This is a genomic window from Actinophytocola sp. (assembly GCF_036002505.1).
Taxonomy (GTDB): Bacteria; Actinomycetota; Actinomycetes; order Mycobacteriales; family Pseudonocardiaceae; genus DASYTH01.
Genome location: NZ_DASYTH010000118.1, coordinates 1 through 16,733, shown reverse-complemented (window position 1 = coordinate 16,733; position 16,733 = coordinate 1). Strand labels below are relative to the sequence as shown.

At 69.9% G+C, this 16,733-nt stretch carries 14 protein-coding genes and 1 pseudogene; 9 read left to right on the top strand and 6 right to left on the bottom strand.

Features of this window, described 5'->3' with window-relative positions; genetic code table 11:
- The coding region (locus VGR06_RS09575) for a catalase (RefSeq protein ID WP_327558631.1) at positions 1 to 1,419 on the top strand (1,419 nt) is incomplete at its 5' end.
- 343 nt (positions 1,420 to 1,762) lie between these two features.
- Complete coding sequence (locus tag VGR06_RS09570) at positions 1,763 to 2,443, top strand: hypothetical protein (RefSeq protein ID WP_327558630.1); 681 nt, start codon at positions 1,763 to 1,765, stop codon at positions 2,441 to 2,443.
- A gap of 36 nt (positions 2,444 to 2,479) precedes the next feature.
- On the opposite strand, the gene VGR06_RS09565 is transcribed toward VGR06_RS09570, so the two are convergent.
- On the bottom strand, positions 2,480 to 3,616 hold the full coding sequence (locus tag VGR06_RS09565; RefSeq protein ID WP_327558629.1) for an alpha/beta hydrolase: 1,137 nt from the start codon (positions 3,614 to 3,616) through the stop codon (positions 2,480 to 2,482).
- Positions 3,617 to 3,658: 42 nt separating this feature from the next.
- Positions 3,659 to 4,039 carry a DUF393 domain-containing protein gene (locus tag VGR06_RS09560; RefSeq protein ID WP_327558628.1) on the bottom strand — a complete coding sequence of 127 codons (381 nt, stop codon included), beginning with the start codon at positions 4,037 to 4,039 and terminating at the stop codon, positions 3,659 to 3,661.
- Between the two features lie 64 nt (positions 4,040 to 4,103).
- On the opposite strand from VGR06_RS09560, the gene VGR06_RS09555 reads away from it, so the two are divergent.
- The 4 genes and pseudogenes from VGR06_RS09555 (at position 4,104) to VGR06_RS09540 (ending at position 6,544) form a co-directional block, all read left to right on the top strand.
- On the top strand, positions 4,104 to 4,661 hold the full coding sequence (locus VGR06_RS09555; RefSeq protein ID WP_327558627.1) for an NAD(P)H-dependent oxidoreductase: 558 nt from the start codon (positions 4,104 to 4,106) through the stop codon (positions 4,659 to 4,661).
- Positions 4,662 to 4,738: 77 nt separating this feature from the next.
- A complete protein-coding gene (locus tag VGR06_RS09550; RefSeq protein ID WP_327558626.1) occupies positions 4,739 to 5,533 on the top strand; it encodes a potassium channel family protein in 795 nt (264 codons plus the stop codon).
- A 28-nt stretch (positions 5,534 to 5,561) separates the two neighbouring features.
- A pseudogene (locus VGR06_RS43850) lies at positions 5,562 to 5,654 on the top strand (DNA starvation/stationary phase protection protein); the annotation flags it as partial.
- Positions 5,655 to 6,166: 512 nt separating this feature from the next.
- Complete coding sequence (locus VGR06_RS09540; protein ID WP_327558625.1) at positions 6,167 to 6,544, top strand: hypothetical protein; 378 nt, start codon at positions 6,167 to 6,169, stop codon at positions 6,542 to 6,544.
- A gap of 463 nt (positions 6,545 to 7,007) precedes the next feature.
- On the opposite strand, the gene VGR06_RS09535 is transcribed toward VGR06_RS09540, so the two are convergent.
- Positions 7,008 to 8,849, bottom strand: coding sequence for a S9 family peptidase (locus tag VGR06_RS09535; RefSeq protein WP_327558624.1), 1,842 nt, complete (start codon positions 8,847 to 8,849; stop codon positions 7,008 to 7,010).
- A 38-nt stretch (positions 8,850 to 8,887) separates the two neighbouring features.
- A complete protein-coding gene (locus tag VGR06_RS09530) occupies positions 8,888 to 9,538 on the bottom strand; it encodes a TetR/AcrR family transcriptional regulator C-terminal domain-containing protein (protein WP_327558623.1) in 651 nt (216 codons plus the stop codon).
- A gap of 96 nt (positions 9,539 to 9,634) precedes the next feature.
- Here VGR06_RS09530 and VGR06_RS09525 point away from each other — a divergent pair, with 96 nt between their 5' ends.
- Together VGR06_RS09525 and VGR06_RS09520 are read left to right on the top strand one after the other, a co-directional pair.
- Entirely contained in the window at positions 9,635 to 10,786 is a 1,152-nt protein-coding gene (locus VGR06_RS09525; protein WP_327558622.1) for a ferritin-like domain-containing protein, read from the top strand.
- 346 nt (positions 10,787 to 11,132) lie between these two features.
- Positions 11,133 to 14,525 carry a S8 family peptidase gene (locus VGR06_RS09520; RefSeq protein ID WP_327558621.1) on the top strand — a complete coding sequence of 1,131 codons (3,393 nt, stop codon included), beginning with the start codon at positions 11,133 to 11,135 and terminating at the stop codon, positions 14,523 to 14,525.
- Between the two features lie 75 nt (positions 14,526 to 14,600).
- Here the strand turns inward: VGR06_RS09520 and VGR06_RS09515 are convergent, their stop codons facing one another.
- Positions 14,601 to 15,548, bottom strand: a complete 948-nt coding sequence (locus VGR06_RS09515) for a TIR domain-containing protein (RefSeq protein WP_327558620.1) — start codon at positions 15,546 to 15,548, stop codon at positions 14,601 to 14,603.
- Positions 15,549 to 15,715: 167 nt separating this feature from the next.
- On the opposite strand from VGR06_RS09515, the gene VGR06_RS09510 reads away from it, so the two are divergent.
- Entirely contained in the window at positions 15,716 to 16,540 is an 825-nt protein-coding gene (locus tag VGR06_RS09510) for a mechanosensitive ion channel family protein (RefSeq protein ID WP_327558619.1), read from the top strand.
- 51 nt (positions 16,541 to 16,591) lie between these two features.
- Here the strand turns inward: VGR06_RS09510 and VGR06_RS09505 are convergent, their stop codons facing one another.
- On the bottom strand, positions 16,592 to 16,699 hold the full coding sequence (locus tag VGR06_RS09505; protein WP_414637210.1) for a DUF6401 family natural product biosynthesis protein: 108 nt from the start codon (positions 16,697 to 16,699) through the stop codon (positions 16,592 to 16,594).
- Between the last annotated feature and the right edge of the window lie 34 nt (positions 16,700 to 16,733).

The following is a 16,733-nucleotide window of genomic DNA, read 5'->3' as shown; positions in this document are numbered from 1 at the left end:
GTCGGCATCCCGGTCGCGAGCGACGACCACTCGCTCACGCTGGGCGCCAACGGGCCGATCCTGCTCCAGGACCACTACCTGATCGAGAAGAACGCCCAGTTCAACCGCGAGCGGGTGCCCGAGCGCGTGGTGCACGCCAAGGGTGGCGGCGCGTTCGGGTTCCTGGAGGTCACCGAGGACGTCAGCCAGTTCACCAGGGCCGCGGTGTTCCAGCCGGGCACCCGGACCGGGAGCGTCGTGCGGTTCTCCACCGTCGCCGGGGAGAGCGGCTCCCCGGACACCTGGCGCGATCCCCGCGGGTTCGCCGTGAAGTTCTACACCAGCCAGGGCAACTACGACATCGTCGGCAACAACACCCCGGTGTTCTTCATCCGGGACCCGATCAAGTTCCCGGACTTCATCCGCTCGCAGAAGCGCCGCGCGGACAACCACCTGCGCGACAACGACATGCAGTGGGACTTCTGGTCGCTGCGGCCGGAGTCGGCGCACCAGGTCACCTGGCTGATGGGTGACCGCGGCATCCCGGCGTCCTGGCGGCAGATGAACGGCTACGGGTCGCACACCTACCTGTGGCAGAACGCCGGCGGCGAGAAGTTCTGGGTCAAGTACCACTTCAAGACCGACCAGGGCATCGACTTCCTCACCCAGGCCGACGCCGACCGGATCGCCGGCGAGGACGCCGACTACCACATCCGCGACCTGTTCAACGCGATCAAGCTGGGCGACCACCCGAGCTGGACGCTCTACGTGCAGGTCATGCCGCACGACGAGGCGGCCGACTACCGGTTCAACCCGTTCGACCTGACCAAGGTGTGGCCGCACGGCGACTACCCGCTGATCAAGGTCGGTCGCTGGGTGCTGGACCGCAACCCGGAGAACTACTTCGCCCAGATCGAGCAGGCGTCGTTCGAGCCGTCCAACCTGGTGCCGGGCATCGGGCCGTCGCCGGACAAGATGCTGCTCGGCCGGCTGTTCTCCTACCCGGACGCGCACCGGTACCGGATCGGCACGAACTACACCCAGCTCCCGGTCAACGCGCCGAAGTCGCCCGTGCACAGCTACAGCAAGGACGGCGCGATGCGCTACCAGAACCCCGGCGACCCGGTGTACGCACCGAACACGGCCGGCGGCCCGCACGCCGATGCGGTGCTGGCCGGTGAGACGGCGTCGGCCTACGGCGCCACCGGCGAGGTTCTGCGCTCGGCGTACACCCTGCACGCCGAGGACGACGACTTCGGCCAGCCCGGCACCCTGGTGCGCACCGTCATGGACGACGCGCAGCGCGCGCGGCTGGTCGGCAACGTCGTCGGCCACCTGCGCGGCGGCGTCTCCGGCCCGGTGCTGGCCCGCGCGTTCGAGTACTGGCGCAACATCGACAAGCAGACCGGCGACAAGATCGCCGAGGCCGTCGAGGCCTGACCGCCCCGGCCGGCAGGAGCCACCGTCCCGTGTGGACGGTGGCTTTTCTGTGCGTGGGGCATAGTGTCAAGGAGGCCCACCGACGCTGGCGGGAAGACCCACCCATCGGGTGGCCGTAGCCTGATCGGATTGCGAAAGCGGGGATAGTTCCCGGACAAATTAACCCTCTGTACGCCGTTCTCACTCATCCGGTGTAATTGGGTGCTTCTCTTTTGGTCCGCGCTATTAACCCGGTGCGAATGTCGCGATGGTTCTTCACGGTTATCTCTGGCGCATCGTGTGGCACAGGATGACGATGCTTCGTGAAGGGAGTTTCACAGGCTCTTAAAGGAGGAATCAGCGAATGAAGTCCCGACTAGTCAAGATTATCGGCGCCATTGTCGTCGGCGCCCTGGTGGCGGTGGCGTGCAGCGGAATCGCGAACGCGAAGCCGGCAGACCAGATCTCTCCGACCACGCACACCGCGGCCGCGCAATTGCAGAAGCTGCATGACAAGTTGGGCAAGGCGCTGCAGGCCAAGGACGTGGACACCGTCCGCACCTCGGTCGACGCGCTGCGCCCGGTCCTCGCGCAGCTGAAGGCCGCCCCGCTGGCCCGCACCGCGGCGGCGCAGACCTTCAAGGCGGACGACCTGGCCGCCCGGTCGCAACGCGGTCTGCTGCCCGGCCTTCCCGACCCCCTGGCGATCGTCACCAACCTGCTGCAGACCCTGCTGGGTGCCGTGCTCGACCTGGTGACCGGCCTGCTCGGCGGCCTCCCGGTGCCGCTGCCGCTGCCGCTGCCCGGCGGTGGTGGGGAGCCCGGCGGCCTTCCGCTGCCGCTTCCCCTCCCGCTGCCGTTGCCGGGCGGGGACCCGGGTGGCCTCCCGCTCCCGCTGCCGTTGCCGCTGCCGGGTGGCGAGCCGACCACCCCGGCGACGCCGCCGATCGCCGAGCTGCCGGCGCCCCCGGTCGCCGCGCCGCCGGTGGGCGAGGAACCGGCCGCACCCGAGCCCGCGCTGCCGCTGCCGCTTCCGCTGGGCTGACAATCGATTTGTGTCAATGAGCCGCGGTAACCCGACTCAATGCCCCTGAGTCGGGTTACCGTGTTCTTTCCGGCTCCGCGGGCCCGAATTCGACCGCTTTCCGAACAGATCCTCGGCGTGCGCCCGGGAACGCAGCTCCAGCCCCGTCCGCAATGCGCCGGCGGCCTCGGCGACGGCCTCCCGGAATCGCCGCCCGATCCCAATGAAGTTCACGAATCCGTGAATGAGGTCGGTGTGGCACCGGGCCACCACCGGCACGCCGGCCGCAACCAACCGGTTTCCGAAGGCCTCGCCCTCGTCCCGCAGGGGGTCGAAACCGGCGGTGGACAGGTAGGTCGGCGGCAGGCCGCCGAGGTCCTCGGCCAGCAGCGGCGACGCCAGCGGGTCCGCGCCCAGGGCCCGGTCCGGCAGATAGTGCTCGTCGAACCACTCGAGGTCCTCGTCGGTGAGGAAGAACCCGTCCGCGAACGTGTCCCGCGAGGGGTGCCGGTTCGCCAGGTCGATCCGCGGGTAGAACAGCAGCTGGAACGCCGGCCGCGACCCGCCGGCCCGCAGCGCCTGGTAGGCGGTCACCGCGGCCAGGTTCGCCCCGGCGCTGTCCCCGCCGACCGCGATCGCGGACGGCTCGGCGCCCAGCTCGTCCGCGTGCCGGACGGCGTAGGCGAACCCGGCCAGCGCGTCCGCCGGGGCGGTCGGAAACGGGTGCTCCGGCCCCAGCCGGTAGCCGATCGACAACACCCGCAGCTCGGCGTTCTTCGCCAGGAACCGGCACAGGTTGTCGTGCGTGCGGATGCTGCCGACGGTGAAGCCGCCGCCATGGTAGTAGACCAGCAGCGGCGACTCCTCGCCCAGCCCGCCGGGCGTGTACAGCCGGGCCGGGATGTCCCCGCCCTCGACCGGCACCCGCAGGTCCCGGGTCCGCACCTGCTGGATCACCGGGCCGGCCAGCATCGGCCCGACCTGCTCGAGATCGCGCCGGGCGTCCTCGACCACGGGCCCGGACAGCCGGACGTCGGTCAGCTTGATCATCCGCAGCAGCAGCTGGGCGTCCAGCGCGAGCTCGTTGCCCTCGATCCGCACCGGCGGCCCGGCCGCCAACCGCCGCAGCGGCTCGGGAAGCGCGTACAACGCGCGCACCGCAACGCCCTGCAGACCGACCGGCACCCTGCTCATCGCTGAAGCCATCGCGCCCTCCCACCGCCGGCCCCGCACAGGTTAGCCGCAACTTTCCGGATGCGTCGTGCACCACGGCGTGGTGCCGGGGAAGCGGTGCCGGTTGTCCGACACCCAGCGGTACACCGCGTCCTGCAATTGGCGTACCCCCGGCACCCGGTAGATCCGTCGCGGGACGGCGGTGCCGAGTGCCGCGGACAGCGCCACGTTGACCGCCTCCGCGCCGGCGCACCGGGAACCGTCGTCGTCCAGCCAGTACACGGCCCTGGCCAGCTCATCCCGGCCGACCCCGGCGCCCTCCGGCACCCCGCGCCCCTGAAACGGCACCGTGCTCACCCGGTGCCGGCGGTCCAGCCGGACCAGCACGTTGCGGCTGCGGGTGCAGAACCCGCACTCGCCGTCGAAGATCAGCGTTCCGCCCACGCTGCCCATCCTGCCACCCGCGAAAGTGACCAATGACCGAGCCGAATGCGGGAGTATGGAAGGCGTGACCGTCAGTGTGGTGGGAATCGGCGGGTCCCTGCGGGAGGACTCGCAGTCCGAGCGGGCCTTGCGGATCGTGTTGGCCGGCGCCGAGGAGGCCGGGGCGAAGGTCACCACGATCAGCGGCCAGGATCTGGTGCTGCCGTTCTACGACCCCGCCGTGGTCGACCGGCCGGCACTGGCGCAACGGCTCGTCGAGGAGCTGCGCCATGCCGACGGCGTGGTGCTGGTCTCGCCCGGCTACCACGGCACGATCTCCGGGCTGGTCAAGAACGCCCTGGACTACCTGGAGGATCTCCGCGAGGACGACCGGGTCTACCTGGACGGGCGGGCGGTCGGCTGCGTCGCCGCGGCCAGTGGCTGGCAGGCCGCGGTCACCACGCTGACCGCGCTGCGCTCGATCGTGCACGCGCTGCGCGGCTGGCCCACCCCGCTCGGCGCCGCGATCAACTCCGCGGACGTCCGGTTCGACGGCGTGGGCGGGTGCTCCGACCCGCAGGTGGCCACGGCGCTGCGCACGATCGGGCTCCAGGTGGTCGAGTTCGCCGTGGCCCGCGGCTAGGTCGTTCCCGATCGGGCGGTCGAAAGGCCTCCCCGAGGTTGGTGGACGAGCGCGGCGCGGTGGGTGATGGTGATGTGGTGTCCGCGAGTGTCATCCAGGCGTCCACAAGGGACGGGGATGAGCCGCGGCTGAATGCCTGGACGCGTCGGACGGACTGGCCACTGACCGGACTCGCCGTCCTGTTCCTGGCCGCCTACGCCTGGCAGGTGCTGGACACCGGGGCGAGTGTGCGGGTGCGGACCGGGCTCGAGGCGGTGATGTGGGCGATCTGGGCGGTGTTCGCCGTGGACTACCTGACCAAGCTGGCGCTGGCCCGGCACCGGGGTCGGTTCCTGTGGCGCCACGTGCTGGATCTGCTGGCGGTGGTGTTGCCGATGGTCCGGCAGTTGCGGGTGTTGCGGGTGCTCATGCTGTTCACCGTGCTCAACCGGCGGGCGGCGGTGTCGCTGCGCGGCCGGTTGGGCATCTACGTCGGTGGCGTCATCGTGCTGGCCGGTGGTTGTGCGGCGCTGGCGGTGCTCGACGCTGAGCGGGGCAGCCCGACGGCGAACATCACCACGTTCCCCGATGCGCTGTGGTGGACGCTGGCCACGATCACCACGGTCGGCTACGGCGACCGCTATCCCACCACGGTGGAGGGTCGGCTGGTGGCCGCGGCGCTGATGGTCGGCGGGATCGCCCTGGTCGCCGTGCTCACCGGGATGGTCGCGTCCTGGTTGGTGGAGACGGTCAAGGGAGTCGAATCCTCGATCGAGCACACCACCCAGCTGCAGTTGCAGTCCCTGCAGAATGAGTTGGCCGCCCTCCGCACGCAGCTCGACGCGGTGCGCGCCGCGCCCGGCTTCGGTGTGGAACGGTCCGGGGCCGGGTAACCGTCGTGGGAACAGTCCATGTCGGCCGCATTTCCGCAGCGTCCATCTGCAACTCGACGAGCTCGTCGGCATCGCCCGGCAGTATGTCGACGACGTCGCCGAACGGGCGGCGGCGATCGGCGTGTGGCCAACGGAAAGGCGCACACCGTCGCGGAAACCTCTGATCGAGATCGCCCGCGAGTTGGAGAAGCAGCACTGGATGTGGCAGGCGCAGCAGGCATGACCTGAGAGGGATATTCAAAACGCCGACCGCGAGGGCGGGCCGCCGGGCGGTGTTCGCCACCGGCCGCGACGGCAGGCCGGAGGTCTGCCCGAGCGGTCGGTCCAGCAACCAGCCCAACCAAGACGACCACAACCGCGAGCACCGCACGGCATGCCGGCCCGCCCGAGCGATCGGCCCCACCCACCAACCAAGCCGACCATTCACCGACAAGGCTCGTGATCGTTTTGAATACCCTCTCATGTGAATTAGACACTGAGTGGGTCCACCACTCCATCGGCTGACATGCTATGGCACACCATCGGATGGTTCTCCGGGAATCACGCGCGATGCGCTTTGTTGTTGCGCGGCAACGGGTCTAGCTTCCTCGCGAGGTTGTTACTCCCCGAATCCCCTCGGAAGGAGACCATTCCGTGTTGAAGAAGGCCGCCCTCGTGGCCGGTGTCGCCGCGGCGATCGTCGGAATCTCGGCGCCCGCGTTCGCCTCCGACGGTGGCAAGACCGACATCGTCCCGGGCATCGGCGGCGTGCTGGGTGTCGTGCCGTGGCAGCCGTGCGCCGGCAACCAGGCGACCGGCGTCGGCGGAAACCTCGCGGCCAGCTCACCCGCCGACTTCGAAGGCGGCTGTGTGAACGCCTCCGTCGGCGGCAGCGGCGGCCTGGTGAACCTGGCGCCCTGGCAGCCGTGCGCGGTCAACCAGTTCACCGGCCTCGGCGGCAACGTCGCGCTGAGCTCGCCGGGCAGCTTCTCGGGTGGTTGCGTCAACAGCTCGACCGGCCACGGTCACTGAGTCCGACCACTCCCAGAGGCCGGGCACCTGGCCCGACACCGGTGCCCGGCCTCGTCCCGTCCGGTGAGGAAACCTTGATGTGGAAGAGACTTGTCCTCGGTGCGGTGACCGCCGCGGGTTTCGGGCTGCTGTCGTTCCCCGCGTCCGCGGCCCCGCCGCCGGAGGTCAACGTCCTGCCGTGGCAGCCGTGCGCAGGCAATGCCGCGACCGGTCTCGCGGTGGCGAACGTGGCGGCCGCGTCGCCGGCGGAGTTCACCGGCAACTGCGTCAACGCATCCAGCGGGAGCGACCGTGGAGTGAGTGCGACGAAGGGGGCCTTCGTCACGCTCACCGTGACAAAGGCCCCCTTCATCGCACGACAGCGGAGCCACTGGAATACCTGGCCGACCAGTGCACCGAGGCCCACGCTCACATCAAGGGCTTAGGTTCCTGGCATTGACGTTCAACGCCCCGGAGGACGCCTTCAGGGCATTCCCAGCGCCCGCTTGGCGAAGTGCACCTCCACCGCCGTCTGCTTGATCATCTCGGCCACCACGAGCGAGCCGTGGCCGGCGTCGTAGCGGTACATCTCGTAGCTCGCGCCGTGCGCCGCCAGCCGGTCAAGGTAGTTGTCGATCTGCCGGATCGGGCAGCGCGGGTCGTTCTCCCCGGCCAGGATCAGCACCGGCGCCCGGACCTCGTCCACGTAGGTGATCGGCGAGCACTCGACGTAGAGGTCGTGCACATCGTCCGGGGAGCCGCCGAACAGCGACCGGTCGAACGCGCGCAGCGGCTCCATCTCGTCCTCGTACGCGGCCAGGTAGTCGGCCACCGGGACGCCCGCGACGCCCGCCGCCCAGAGCTGCGGCTGGGTGCCCAGGGCGAGCAGGCTCAAGTAGCCGCCCCAGGACGCGCCGCCGACCACGCACCGGGCCGGGTCGGCGAACCCCTTCTCCACCATCCGGGCGTGCACGGCGGCGACGTCGGCGAGCTCGGTCAGTCCGGGCCGCCCTTCGCTCGCGTCCCGCCATGCCGAGCCGTAGCCGGTCGAGCCGCGGTAGTTCACGTGCACCACGGCGAAACCCGCGTCCAGCCAGACCGCGCGGTAGGCCGAGAACCGGTCCTCGTCGGCCGAGTGTGGACCGCCGTGCAGCAGGAACACGGTCGGCAGCGGGGCGTCCGGGGCGCCGGCCGGCCGGGCGATCAGCGCGTGCGCCGTGCCGTCGCCCGACGGCACGAACGCGTCCTCGAGCTCGGTGGAGCCGGGCGTGGTCCCGCCGTCCGGGTCGAGCAGCACCCGCTCGGTGCCGTCCGGGTGCAGCGAGCGGATCACCGGCGGCGCGGCCGCGTTCGACCAGGAGTACTCGACCGTCCCGTCCGGACGCACCTGCGCGCCCGCGATCGAGCCGCGCGGAATGTCCAGTTTGGACAGGGCGCCGCCGGACAGGTCGTAGCGGTACAGGCTGTCCCGCACCTCGTGGGTCTGCATCACCAGGATCGCGGTGCCGTCCGGGTACCACGCCGCGGACAGCTCGCCCGGCAGGTCGATGGCGAGCTCCGTCTCCGCGTCCGCGGCGACGTCCCAGATCAGCAGCTCGTCGCGACCCCGGCGCTCGTGCACGACCAGCAGTCGCTGATCACCGGGCACCGGGCTGAAATCGACCGCCTCGAGCCCCTTGCCCTTGCCGTCCCACTTCTCGGCGACCGGGCCGCCGTCCGCCACGGCCAGCACGCGCAGTGCCGGGTGCCGGGTGTCGCCGTGCTCGGAATGCTCGATGGCCAGCAGCGACTCGTCCCGGGAGAGCGCGGCCACACCGGCGTCGTGGGTGTTCCGGTAGATCACCGCACCGGGGCCGCCGGCCCGGGCGGCGAAGATCGTGGTGCCGTCGTCGGTGGACACGCCGACCGCGTCGACGGTGTGGCCGAGGCTGATCCCGGACGAGTAGCCGGGAATCGCGCCCTCGACGCCGGGTGCGGGCGCGCTGTCCGGTGGGCGTCCGGCGAACGGCTCGGTCACCCAGGCGCCGAACTCGTCGCCGTCCGTGTCGTCGAACCACCAGATCCGCTCGCCGTCCGGGCTGATCGTCGCCGACCAGGTGCCGTTGGGCCGGTCGGTCACCTTGCGGTGGATGTCGGTGGCCCGGTCCCAGGCGTAGACCTCCCAGACGCCGCTGGCGTTGGACCGGTACAGGTTGCGGTCGGGGGCGTCCTGGGCCCAGCGCGGAAGCGACATGCGCGACGCGGTGAACCTGGCGCGCCACCGAGCCTCGGCTTCGGGGTCGGCGAACAGGGTCTCCGGTACGGCAGCGGCGGGATGCTTGCTCACGCAATCCCATCTTTCTTGGCTCGGTGGCGTAGCGCCAGTCATCCTGCCGTATCGGCGGTGGTTCGCGGGAGGGCGTCCAGCGCGCTGATCAACAGTTCCAGGCCGAACTCGAAGTCGGCCTCGGTGTCGTGCTCCATCAGGGCGGGCAGCAGCTCGCGCACGGTGACCAGGCCGGCCGCGTCCAGCTCGGCCGGGTCGAGCCGCGGGCCGTCGTCCGAGGCCCAGCGCGCTTCGGTCAGGCTCGCCTCGGAGACCAGGCTGCCGAGCACGTAGTTCACCACCGCACGCATCACCTGCACCGCCGCCCGCCCGTGGAAACCGGCGGCCTGTGCGGTGGTCAGGGCCAGCTCGACCGGGCGCATGCCGACCGCGGAGTGCGGCTGCCGGCTGACCACGACCATGACGCTGCGCGGATACCGGTGCGCGACCGCACGGAAGTCGCGGGCCAGCGAGCGGACCGCCTCCCGCCAGTCGGCGGCCGGGTCGGCGGCCAGCTCCATGCCGGTGAGAATGTGCTCGGCGACCGCGTCCAGCAGCGCCGCCTTGTTCGGCACGTGGTTGTACAGCGACATCGCGCCGGTACCGAGCTCGGCGGCGAGCCGGCGCATGGAGACCGCGTTGATGCCGTCCCGCTCGATCAGCTCGACCGCGGTCCGCACGATGAGGTCGCGGCTGAGCGGGCTGCCCAACGAACTCACCTCACCTAGGCGTGCGTACTGCTTGACCGACGTACATCGTACGTGCGACGGTGGTCACACACGTACGGTGTACGTAGGGAGGCCGGGATGTCCACCCACGACATGTACATTCTTCCGTCCGCGCCCGACTGGAGCGTCGAAGCCGCCGGGGAGACCAGGTTCAGCTGGGAGTACGGCGACGGCCGGGAGAAGCTCCTCGCCCTGTACCAGAAGGGCAAGGACAAGCAGTGGGACGCGGAGAAGCGCATCGACTGGGACCTCGAGGTGGACCCCTACGACGTGCTCGGCCTGCCGGACGAGACGATCGCCATCTACGGCACCCGGTACTGGGACGCGATGAGCGACCGGGAGCGCAGGGACCTGCGCCGGCACTTCGCCTCCTGGCAGTTCTCCCAGTTCCTGCACGGCGAGCAGGGCGCGATGATCACCGCCGCGCGGATCGTGGAGTCGGTACCGGACCTGGACGCGAAGTTCTACTCCGCCACCCAGACCATGGACGAGGCCCGGCACGCCGAGCTGTACGGCCGGTTCCTGCAGGAGAAGATCGGGATGGTCTACCCGATCAACGACCAGCTGCAGGCGCTGCTCAAGGACACCCTCACCGACTCCCGCTGGGACATGCCGTACCTGGGCATGCAGGTGCTCATCGAGGGCCTCGCGCTGGCCGCGTTCGGGCTGCTGCGGGACATGACCACCAAGCCGCTGCCCAAGCAGATCCTGGCCTACGTCATGCAGGACGAGGCCCGGCACGTCGCGTTCGGCCGGCTGACCCTGCGCGACTATTACGCGCAGCTCACCCAGGCCGAGTTGCGCGACCGCGAGGACTTCGTGATCGAGGGCTGCTACCTGATGCGGGACCGGCTGCGCGGCGTCGAGGTGTGGCAGAACTTCGGCATCGACCACAAGGAGGTCGCGCCGCTGGTCGACCAGGCGCCCTACATGCGGGCGTTCCGGAAGCTCCTGTTCAGCCGGATCGTGCCGTGCGTGCGGGACGTCGGGCTCTGGGGTGAGCGGCTACAGCAGGCCTATGTGGACATGGGCGTGCTCGAGCTGGGCGACGCCAACCTCGATCTGCTGATGCGCCAGGACGAGGACATCGCCGAGCAACTCGACGTTGAGCGGTTCAAGGCCGAGGAGGAGGCCCGTAAGGCCGAGGTTCACGACGCCATCGCCCTAGGAGGGTTGCGCACAACGCCGGTTGAGAGTGGTGGGCCGCCGGGCGGTGTTCGTTCCGACTAGCGAGGGTAGGCCGGAGGTCTGCCCGAACGGTCGGACCTAGTGACTCGCTCTGTCAACCCAGCCACCGACCCGAACACCACACGGCACGTTGGCCCACCGCGAGCAACCGGCCCAGCAACAACTCCGCCAACGCGACCACAGACCTTGTTGTACGTGAACCTCCTCCTCTGTGAGCACTGCGCGGCCGCGGAGTAATGCCCGTTTCGGGTTGTATTCCGTAAATACGCTGTTTACGTATTCCACCAGCTGAAACTTCCTACGAACAGCCCTTGTGGCGCGGCTGATCATTCCGAAAGAGTCACGCCGTTGTTCGGGGCATTCAACTCTTGCGAAGTAGGAGCTGCAGATGCGGCGTACTGTGCTATCCGCCTGCGCCTTAGCCGTTGCCGTGACGACCGGTGTGGGGCTCACCGGTGTGGCCGGCCAGGTCGCCACCGCCGAGCCGGCCGCGGGTTCCGGCGCGGAACCGCAGTCGGTGATCGTGTTGCTGAACGACCAGCTGCCCGGCGCACCGCCGGCCAAAGCCGATTCGAGCAACCGGAGAAACAGCGCGAAAAGCGCCCAGGACTCGGTGCTCGGCCGGCTGTCCGGCCCGGCGCCGGTGAAGCTCAAGCATTTCACCCTCGGCAACGCGTTCTCCGCGACCGTCACCGCGGATCAGGCGGCGGCGCTCGCGGCGGACCCGGCCGTGGCCGCGGTGATCCCGGACAGCAAGGTCGAGCTGCCGCCCGAGGTGCAGCCGGCGAAGCCGGCCGGCGGCTCCGCGCCCAGCGGTCAGCCCGGCGCCGCCGCCGCTGCGCCGAATGCCACCTGCCCAACGGATCCGGCACACCCGCTGCTCGAACCCGAGGCGCTGACGTCGATCCGCGCGGCCAGCACCGACGGCTCGCCGAGCGCGGCGGACCTGGCCACCGGCGCCGGCGTGAAGGTCGGATTCCTTGCCGACAACATGGATCCGAACTACGCCGACTTCATCCGGCCGGACGGCAGCCACGTCTTCACCGACTTCCAGGACTTCTCCGGCGACGGTCCGAACACGACCGACGGCGGTGCCGAGGCGTTCGGTGACGCGTCCTCGATCGCGGCGCAGGGCGTGGTCGTGCACGACCTGTCCCGGTTCGTCAACCAGGCGCACCCGCTTCCCCCGGGCTGCAACATCATCGTGCGTGGCGTGGCGCCGGGCGCGAGCCTGGTCGGCCTGAACGTGTTCGGCTCGACGGCGACCAACTCCGCCGTGCTGCAGGCCATCGACTACGCGGTGACCGTGGCGCACGTGGACGTGCTCAACGAGTCGCTCGGCCTCAACGTCTACCCGGACAGCAGTGCCCGCAACATGTTCCAGGTGTTCAACGACCAGGCCGTGCGGGCCGGCGTGACCGTGGTCAACTCCACCGGCGACGCCGGGATCACCTCGACCATCGGCAACCCGGCCGCCGATCCCCTGGTGATCGCCGTCGGGGCCACCACGGACAACCGGCTCTACGCCCAGACCGCCTACGCCGCTTCGAGGTTCTCCAACGGCCGGTGGCTCAGCGACAACATCTCCGCGCTGTCCTCCTCGGGCATTACGCAGGACGGCCGCACGATCGACCTGGTCGCGCCCGGCGAGGGCAACTGGGCGGACTGCTCGCCACGCTACGGCGACTGCCTCGACTTCAAGTCCCCGCCGCAGCCGACCGACCTGCAGTCCTTCGGCGGCACCAGCGAGTCCGCCCCGCTGACCGCGGGCGTGGCCGCGCTGATCATCGAGGCGTACCGGCACACCCACCACGGCGCCTCGCCGTCACCGGCGCTGATCAAGCAGCTGATCACCGGAACCGCCCGGGACATCGGTCTGCCGGCCGACGAGCAGGGCGCGGGACTGCTGGATGCCCGGGCCGCCGTGGAGGCCGCGCTGACCGCTCCGGGCAGCACCGGCGCCCCGGCCGGGGTCTCATCGAACATCATCATCTCGGACGACCAGGTCACCCTCGAAGGTGAGCCGGGCAGCACCCAGACCGCCACGGTGCGGGTGACCAACGTGGGCAACCGCCCGGTGACGGTGTCGACCGGCGCGCGCACGTTCGTCCAGCAGTCCTCGGCCCGGCAGACCGTGGCGTTCAACGCGACCACGCTGCCCTCGTTCACCTACTTCAACGGCGCCACCTGGGCGGTGAAGCAGGTCAACTTCACCGTTCCGGCCGGTGCGGACCGGCTGTTCGCCCGGATGGCCTGGCAGGGCGACCCGGCGGTCGTCCGGCTGACCCTGCTGGCCCCGGACGGCACGTTCGTGGCCAACAGCCGCCCGCAGGGTGGCGCAGCCACGGCCAACTACGCCAACGTCGACGTCCGCTCGCCGGCGGCCGGAAAGTGGACCGCGGTGCTGTACTCGGTGGCCGGAGCCGCCGGCTACAACGGCAACATCATCCTGGACACCAGCACCCAGAAGATCGCGCCGGCCGGCCGCGTCTCGCCGTCCTCGCTGATCCTGGCGCCCGGCCAGACCCGGCCCGTGCAGATCTCCCTGCGCACCCCGGACAGCGGCGGCGACGCGACCTTCTCCGCCACGTTCGCCACCTCGGAAGGCCACCGCACCACGGTTTCCGCGGTCCTGCGCACGCTCATCCCGGTGCAGTCCGGCGGCCGGTTCAGCGGCGTGTTCACCGGCGGCAACGCCCGCGGGGTGTCCCCGGCGCAGACGTTCAGCTACGAGTTCGACGTCCCGCGCGGCAAGCGTGACCTGGACGTCTCGCTGCAGCTGAGCGATCCCGGCTCGCTGGTCGACATCGTGCTGGTGGACCCGAACGGCGAGTTGGCCGACGTGAACAGCAACCTGTGGCTGAGCTCGCCGACCACGGTCACCCAGGGCAACACGGTGCAGACGTTCGACGCCAACCCGCTGCCCGGCCGCTGGCACCTGGTGCTGGTGATGCAGAACCCGGTGACCGGCCAGGAGATCGAGCAGCCGTTCCGCGGAACCGTCGGCTTCGACCAGGTTTCCGTGCGGGCCAACGGTTTGCCGGACTCGCGGGGCACCACGCTGCCGGCCGGGCAGGCCACCACGGTCCCGGTGACCGTGCGCAACACCGGCGTCGAACCGATCGCCGTCGGCGTCAACCCGCGCACCAACGACGTGCGCACCCTGACGCCGGTGATCATTCAGGGCGGCCCGGAGGTCGACCTGCCGGCGAACCCCGCCGCGACGCCGATCTACCTGGCGCCGCCGGACACCAGCCGGTTCACCGTCGCCACCCGGTCGACCGTGCCGGCCCAGGTGGAGATGCAGGGCTCGGCCGCCGGGTTCGACCTGTTCGGCGACCTCAAGCGGGCGCAGAACGGCGACACCACGTCGGTCGCCACGGTCGGCGAGCGGCGCGGCTACGTGAGCAAGGGCATCTGGTTCGGCGCCATCCAGGAGATCGGCCCGTTCGGTCCGGACGGCGCGCGGCCGGGGCACGCCTCGTTCACCGCGGCGTTCCGCACCGCCGGGTTCGATGGGTCGGTGACGTCGTCCACCGGTGACCCGTTCGACTTCTCCGTCGACCCCAACGGCACCGGCGGCACCCCGGTGATCATCCAGCCGGGCCGGAGCGCCACCATCCAGGTGACGATCACCCCGGCCGGCCGCCGCGGCGACGTCGTGTCCGGCCACCTCAACCTGGTCACCGTGCCGATACTGCCCACCGGCATCACCGCGCTGCCGTTCAACGGCACCGGTGAGGTCATCGCGACGCTTCCGTACACCTACCGCGTCGGCTGACCGCCGGACCCACGGAGCCCTCCGCGCCCACCCGGCGTGGAGGGCTCCGTACTCTCGCCCGCAGGTGGCCGCCCGTCAGGTTGCTCGTAGCCGCTCGACCGCCTTCCTCCCGACCTCGTTGATCGCCTCGTGCAGCTCCGGAGGAACTTCCGTGATGAATTCCTGGTAGGACTCGGCTTCCCGGGCATTCCGGCGGAACAAGCGCAGTACCTTCCGAGCGAGGAACTCGGTTCTGGTTGCGCCCTCGTCTGGGGTCGAATGCCGTGGATCCCCAGGGTTGTGCCAGGCGACCTGGTCGGCCAGGTCACGAGCGCCCGCGTTGTTGAAGAGCTGGTGGAGGTCGATCGGGTAGTGGGCATAGCTGGCGACGGTGGCCGCGACCTCGTGGAAGTAGGTGTAATCGAACAGCAACTTCCAATGTCCGTCCTGTTCGAGGTCATATCGCGAGAAGTCGGCCACGTTCGCCTCGCTGAGCAGGTCCGACAGGTCCTGCGACTTGACTGCTTCGAACTTCAGGCGCTCGTTGAGCTGCTCGTTCTCCTCTTTCAACGTGGCGACCCGCGCCTGGAGGCGGAGCAGGGCGGGATCCACGGTCAGTCCAGAGGTCAGACGCTGTGCCCAGAGCGATAACGCGCGCTTCCCGTGGTCCCTTACTCGTGGACTCAGGTCGATGCAGCTGAGGTTGGTGAGGTCGGCCGGATGCTTGATGTCGCCGTTCAGGCAGATGATCGCACGCCCTAGTCCGAGCGCACAGGCGAACAGTCCGTACTCAATAAGGACGTTGTCGCGCGGTTGTTGGACCGAGTCACCTCGATACCAAACCTGGTCATCGGCTCCGAAAACCAGGATAGCGGCTTCGACTCGACGGCTAATGTCGATGAGAACTTTCATGGTCTGCTCACCGGGTGGAAACAGGCCGGGCTGATCCCATGGGAGGGCGTCGTGGTTGCGCTCTTCGAGCCAGATCGCGATGTCCCTGGCCAGGTCACGGCTTTCCCGGGAGCTGCCGATGAAGATCTCCATCGAGTCCTCCGATGCTGCCGTAGCCACCTGACGCCACAGGGCTCTACTACGGGCATACCACAGGTGTGCGTTATGGGGCCTTATCACACGATCCGGTTGCTCAGGATTAAAGATCGGCTGCACTGGGTATCCGCCGTCTCGAGCGTTCAACGTTCGAGGAGGCCACCATGTCTCAACCACTCGCGAGTAGCTCCGTTCAGGCGCTCGACGTGGGCGGCGCGTTCAACGACGCGCTCCACTCGGTCGTCACCTTCCTGCCGAAGCTGGCTGCCTTCCTGGTCATCCTGGTGATCGGCTGGCTGGTGGCGCGGCTGCTCCGCACGCTGGTCAGCAAGGGTCTGGCCAAGGTGCGGTTCGACCGGGCGGTGCAGCGTGCCCGGCTCTCCGAGCTCGGCGCCCGCACCAAGATCGACGCGGCCGACCTGATCGCCCGGATCGTCTACTACGGCGTGCTGCTGATCGCCCTGCAGCTGGCGTTCGGCGTGTTCGGCCCGAATCCGGTCAGCGACCTGCTGAACCAGATCGTCGCCTGGCTGCCGCGCGCCGTCGTGGCCATCATCATCGTGGTCGTCGCCGCCGCCCTGGCCAACGCCGCCCGGGATCTCATCACCCGCTCCCTCGCCGGCGTCACCTACGGCGGCTTCCTCGGCCGCCTGGCCTCCTGGTTCATCATCGGCCTCGGCATCATCGCCGGCCTCAACCAGATCGGCGTCGCCACCACGGTGACCATGCCGATCCTGATCGCCCTCCTGGCCACCATCGCCGGCGTCACCATCGTCGGCGTCGGCGGCGGCCTCATCCGCCCCATGCAGCAACGCTGGGACGGCTGGCTCACCCGCACCGAACGCGAGCTCCCCATCGCCCGCGCCGCCGCCGAGGCCTACCAACGCGGCCGCGAAGACGCCGCCCGCGCCACCGCGTCGAGGGGCACCGAGGCCCCCACCGAGTCCCTGACCCCCACCGAAGCCGTCCGCCCTGACCGCCGGACCTGACCCATCACCCCTCGGGCGGGGCGCTCCCACTGGCGCGGGCGCCCCGCCCCTCTACGCCTCCAACCGTTTCCCCAGCTCACAAACGCCGACCAGGCGCATCGTCACCCAGTCCGTCGTGTGCTCGAACCGCCACCCATGCGCCCGCGCCTGATCCAGCACACCCTTCGCATACCCGGCCAGCAGCACGACGCCA

Excerpts from the sequence above, each read along its gene's own strand:
- VGR06_RS09570 (WP_327558630.1), top strand. The coding sequence starts at position 1,763 with ATGAAGTCCCGACTAGTCAAGATTATCGGCGCCATTGTCGTCGGCGCC.
- VGR06_RS09565 (WP_327558629.1), bottom strand. The coding sequence starts at position 3,616 with ATGAGCAGGGTGCCGGTCGGTCTGCAGGGCGTTGCGGTGCGCGCGTTG.
- VGR06_RS09510 (WP_327558619.1), top strand. The coding sequence starts at position 15,716 with ATGTCTCAACCACTCGCGAGTAGCTCCGTTCAGGCGCTCGACGTGGGC.
- VGR06_RS09520 (WP_327558621.1), top strand. The coding sequence starts at position 11,133 with ATGCGGCGTACTGTGCTATCCGCCTGCGCCTTAGCCGTTGCCGTGACG.
- VGR06_RS09515 (WP_327558620.1), bottom strand. The coding sequence starts at position 15,548 with ATGGAGATCTTCATCGGCAGCTCCCGGGAAAGCCGTGACCTGGCCAGG.
- VGR06_RS09525 (WP_327558622.1), top strand. The coding sequence starts at position 9,635 with ATGTCCACCCACGACATGTACATTCTTCCGTCCGCGCCCGACTGGAGC.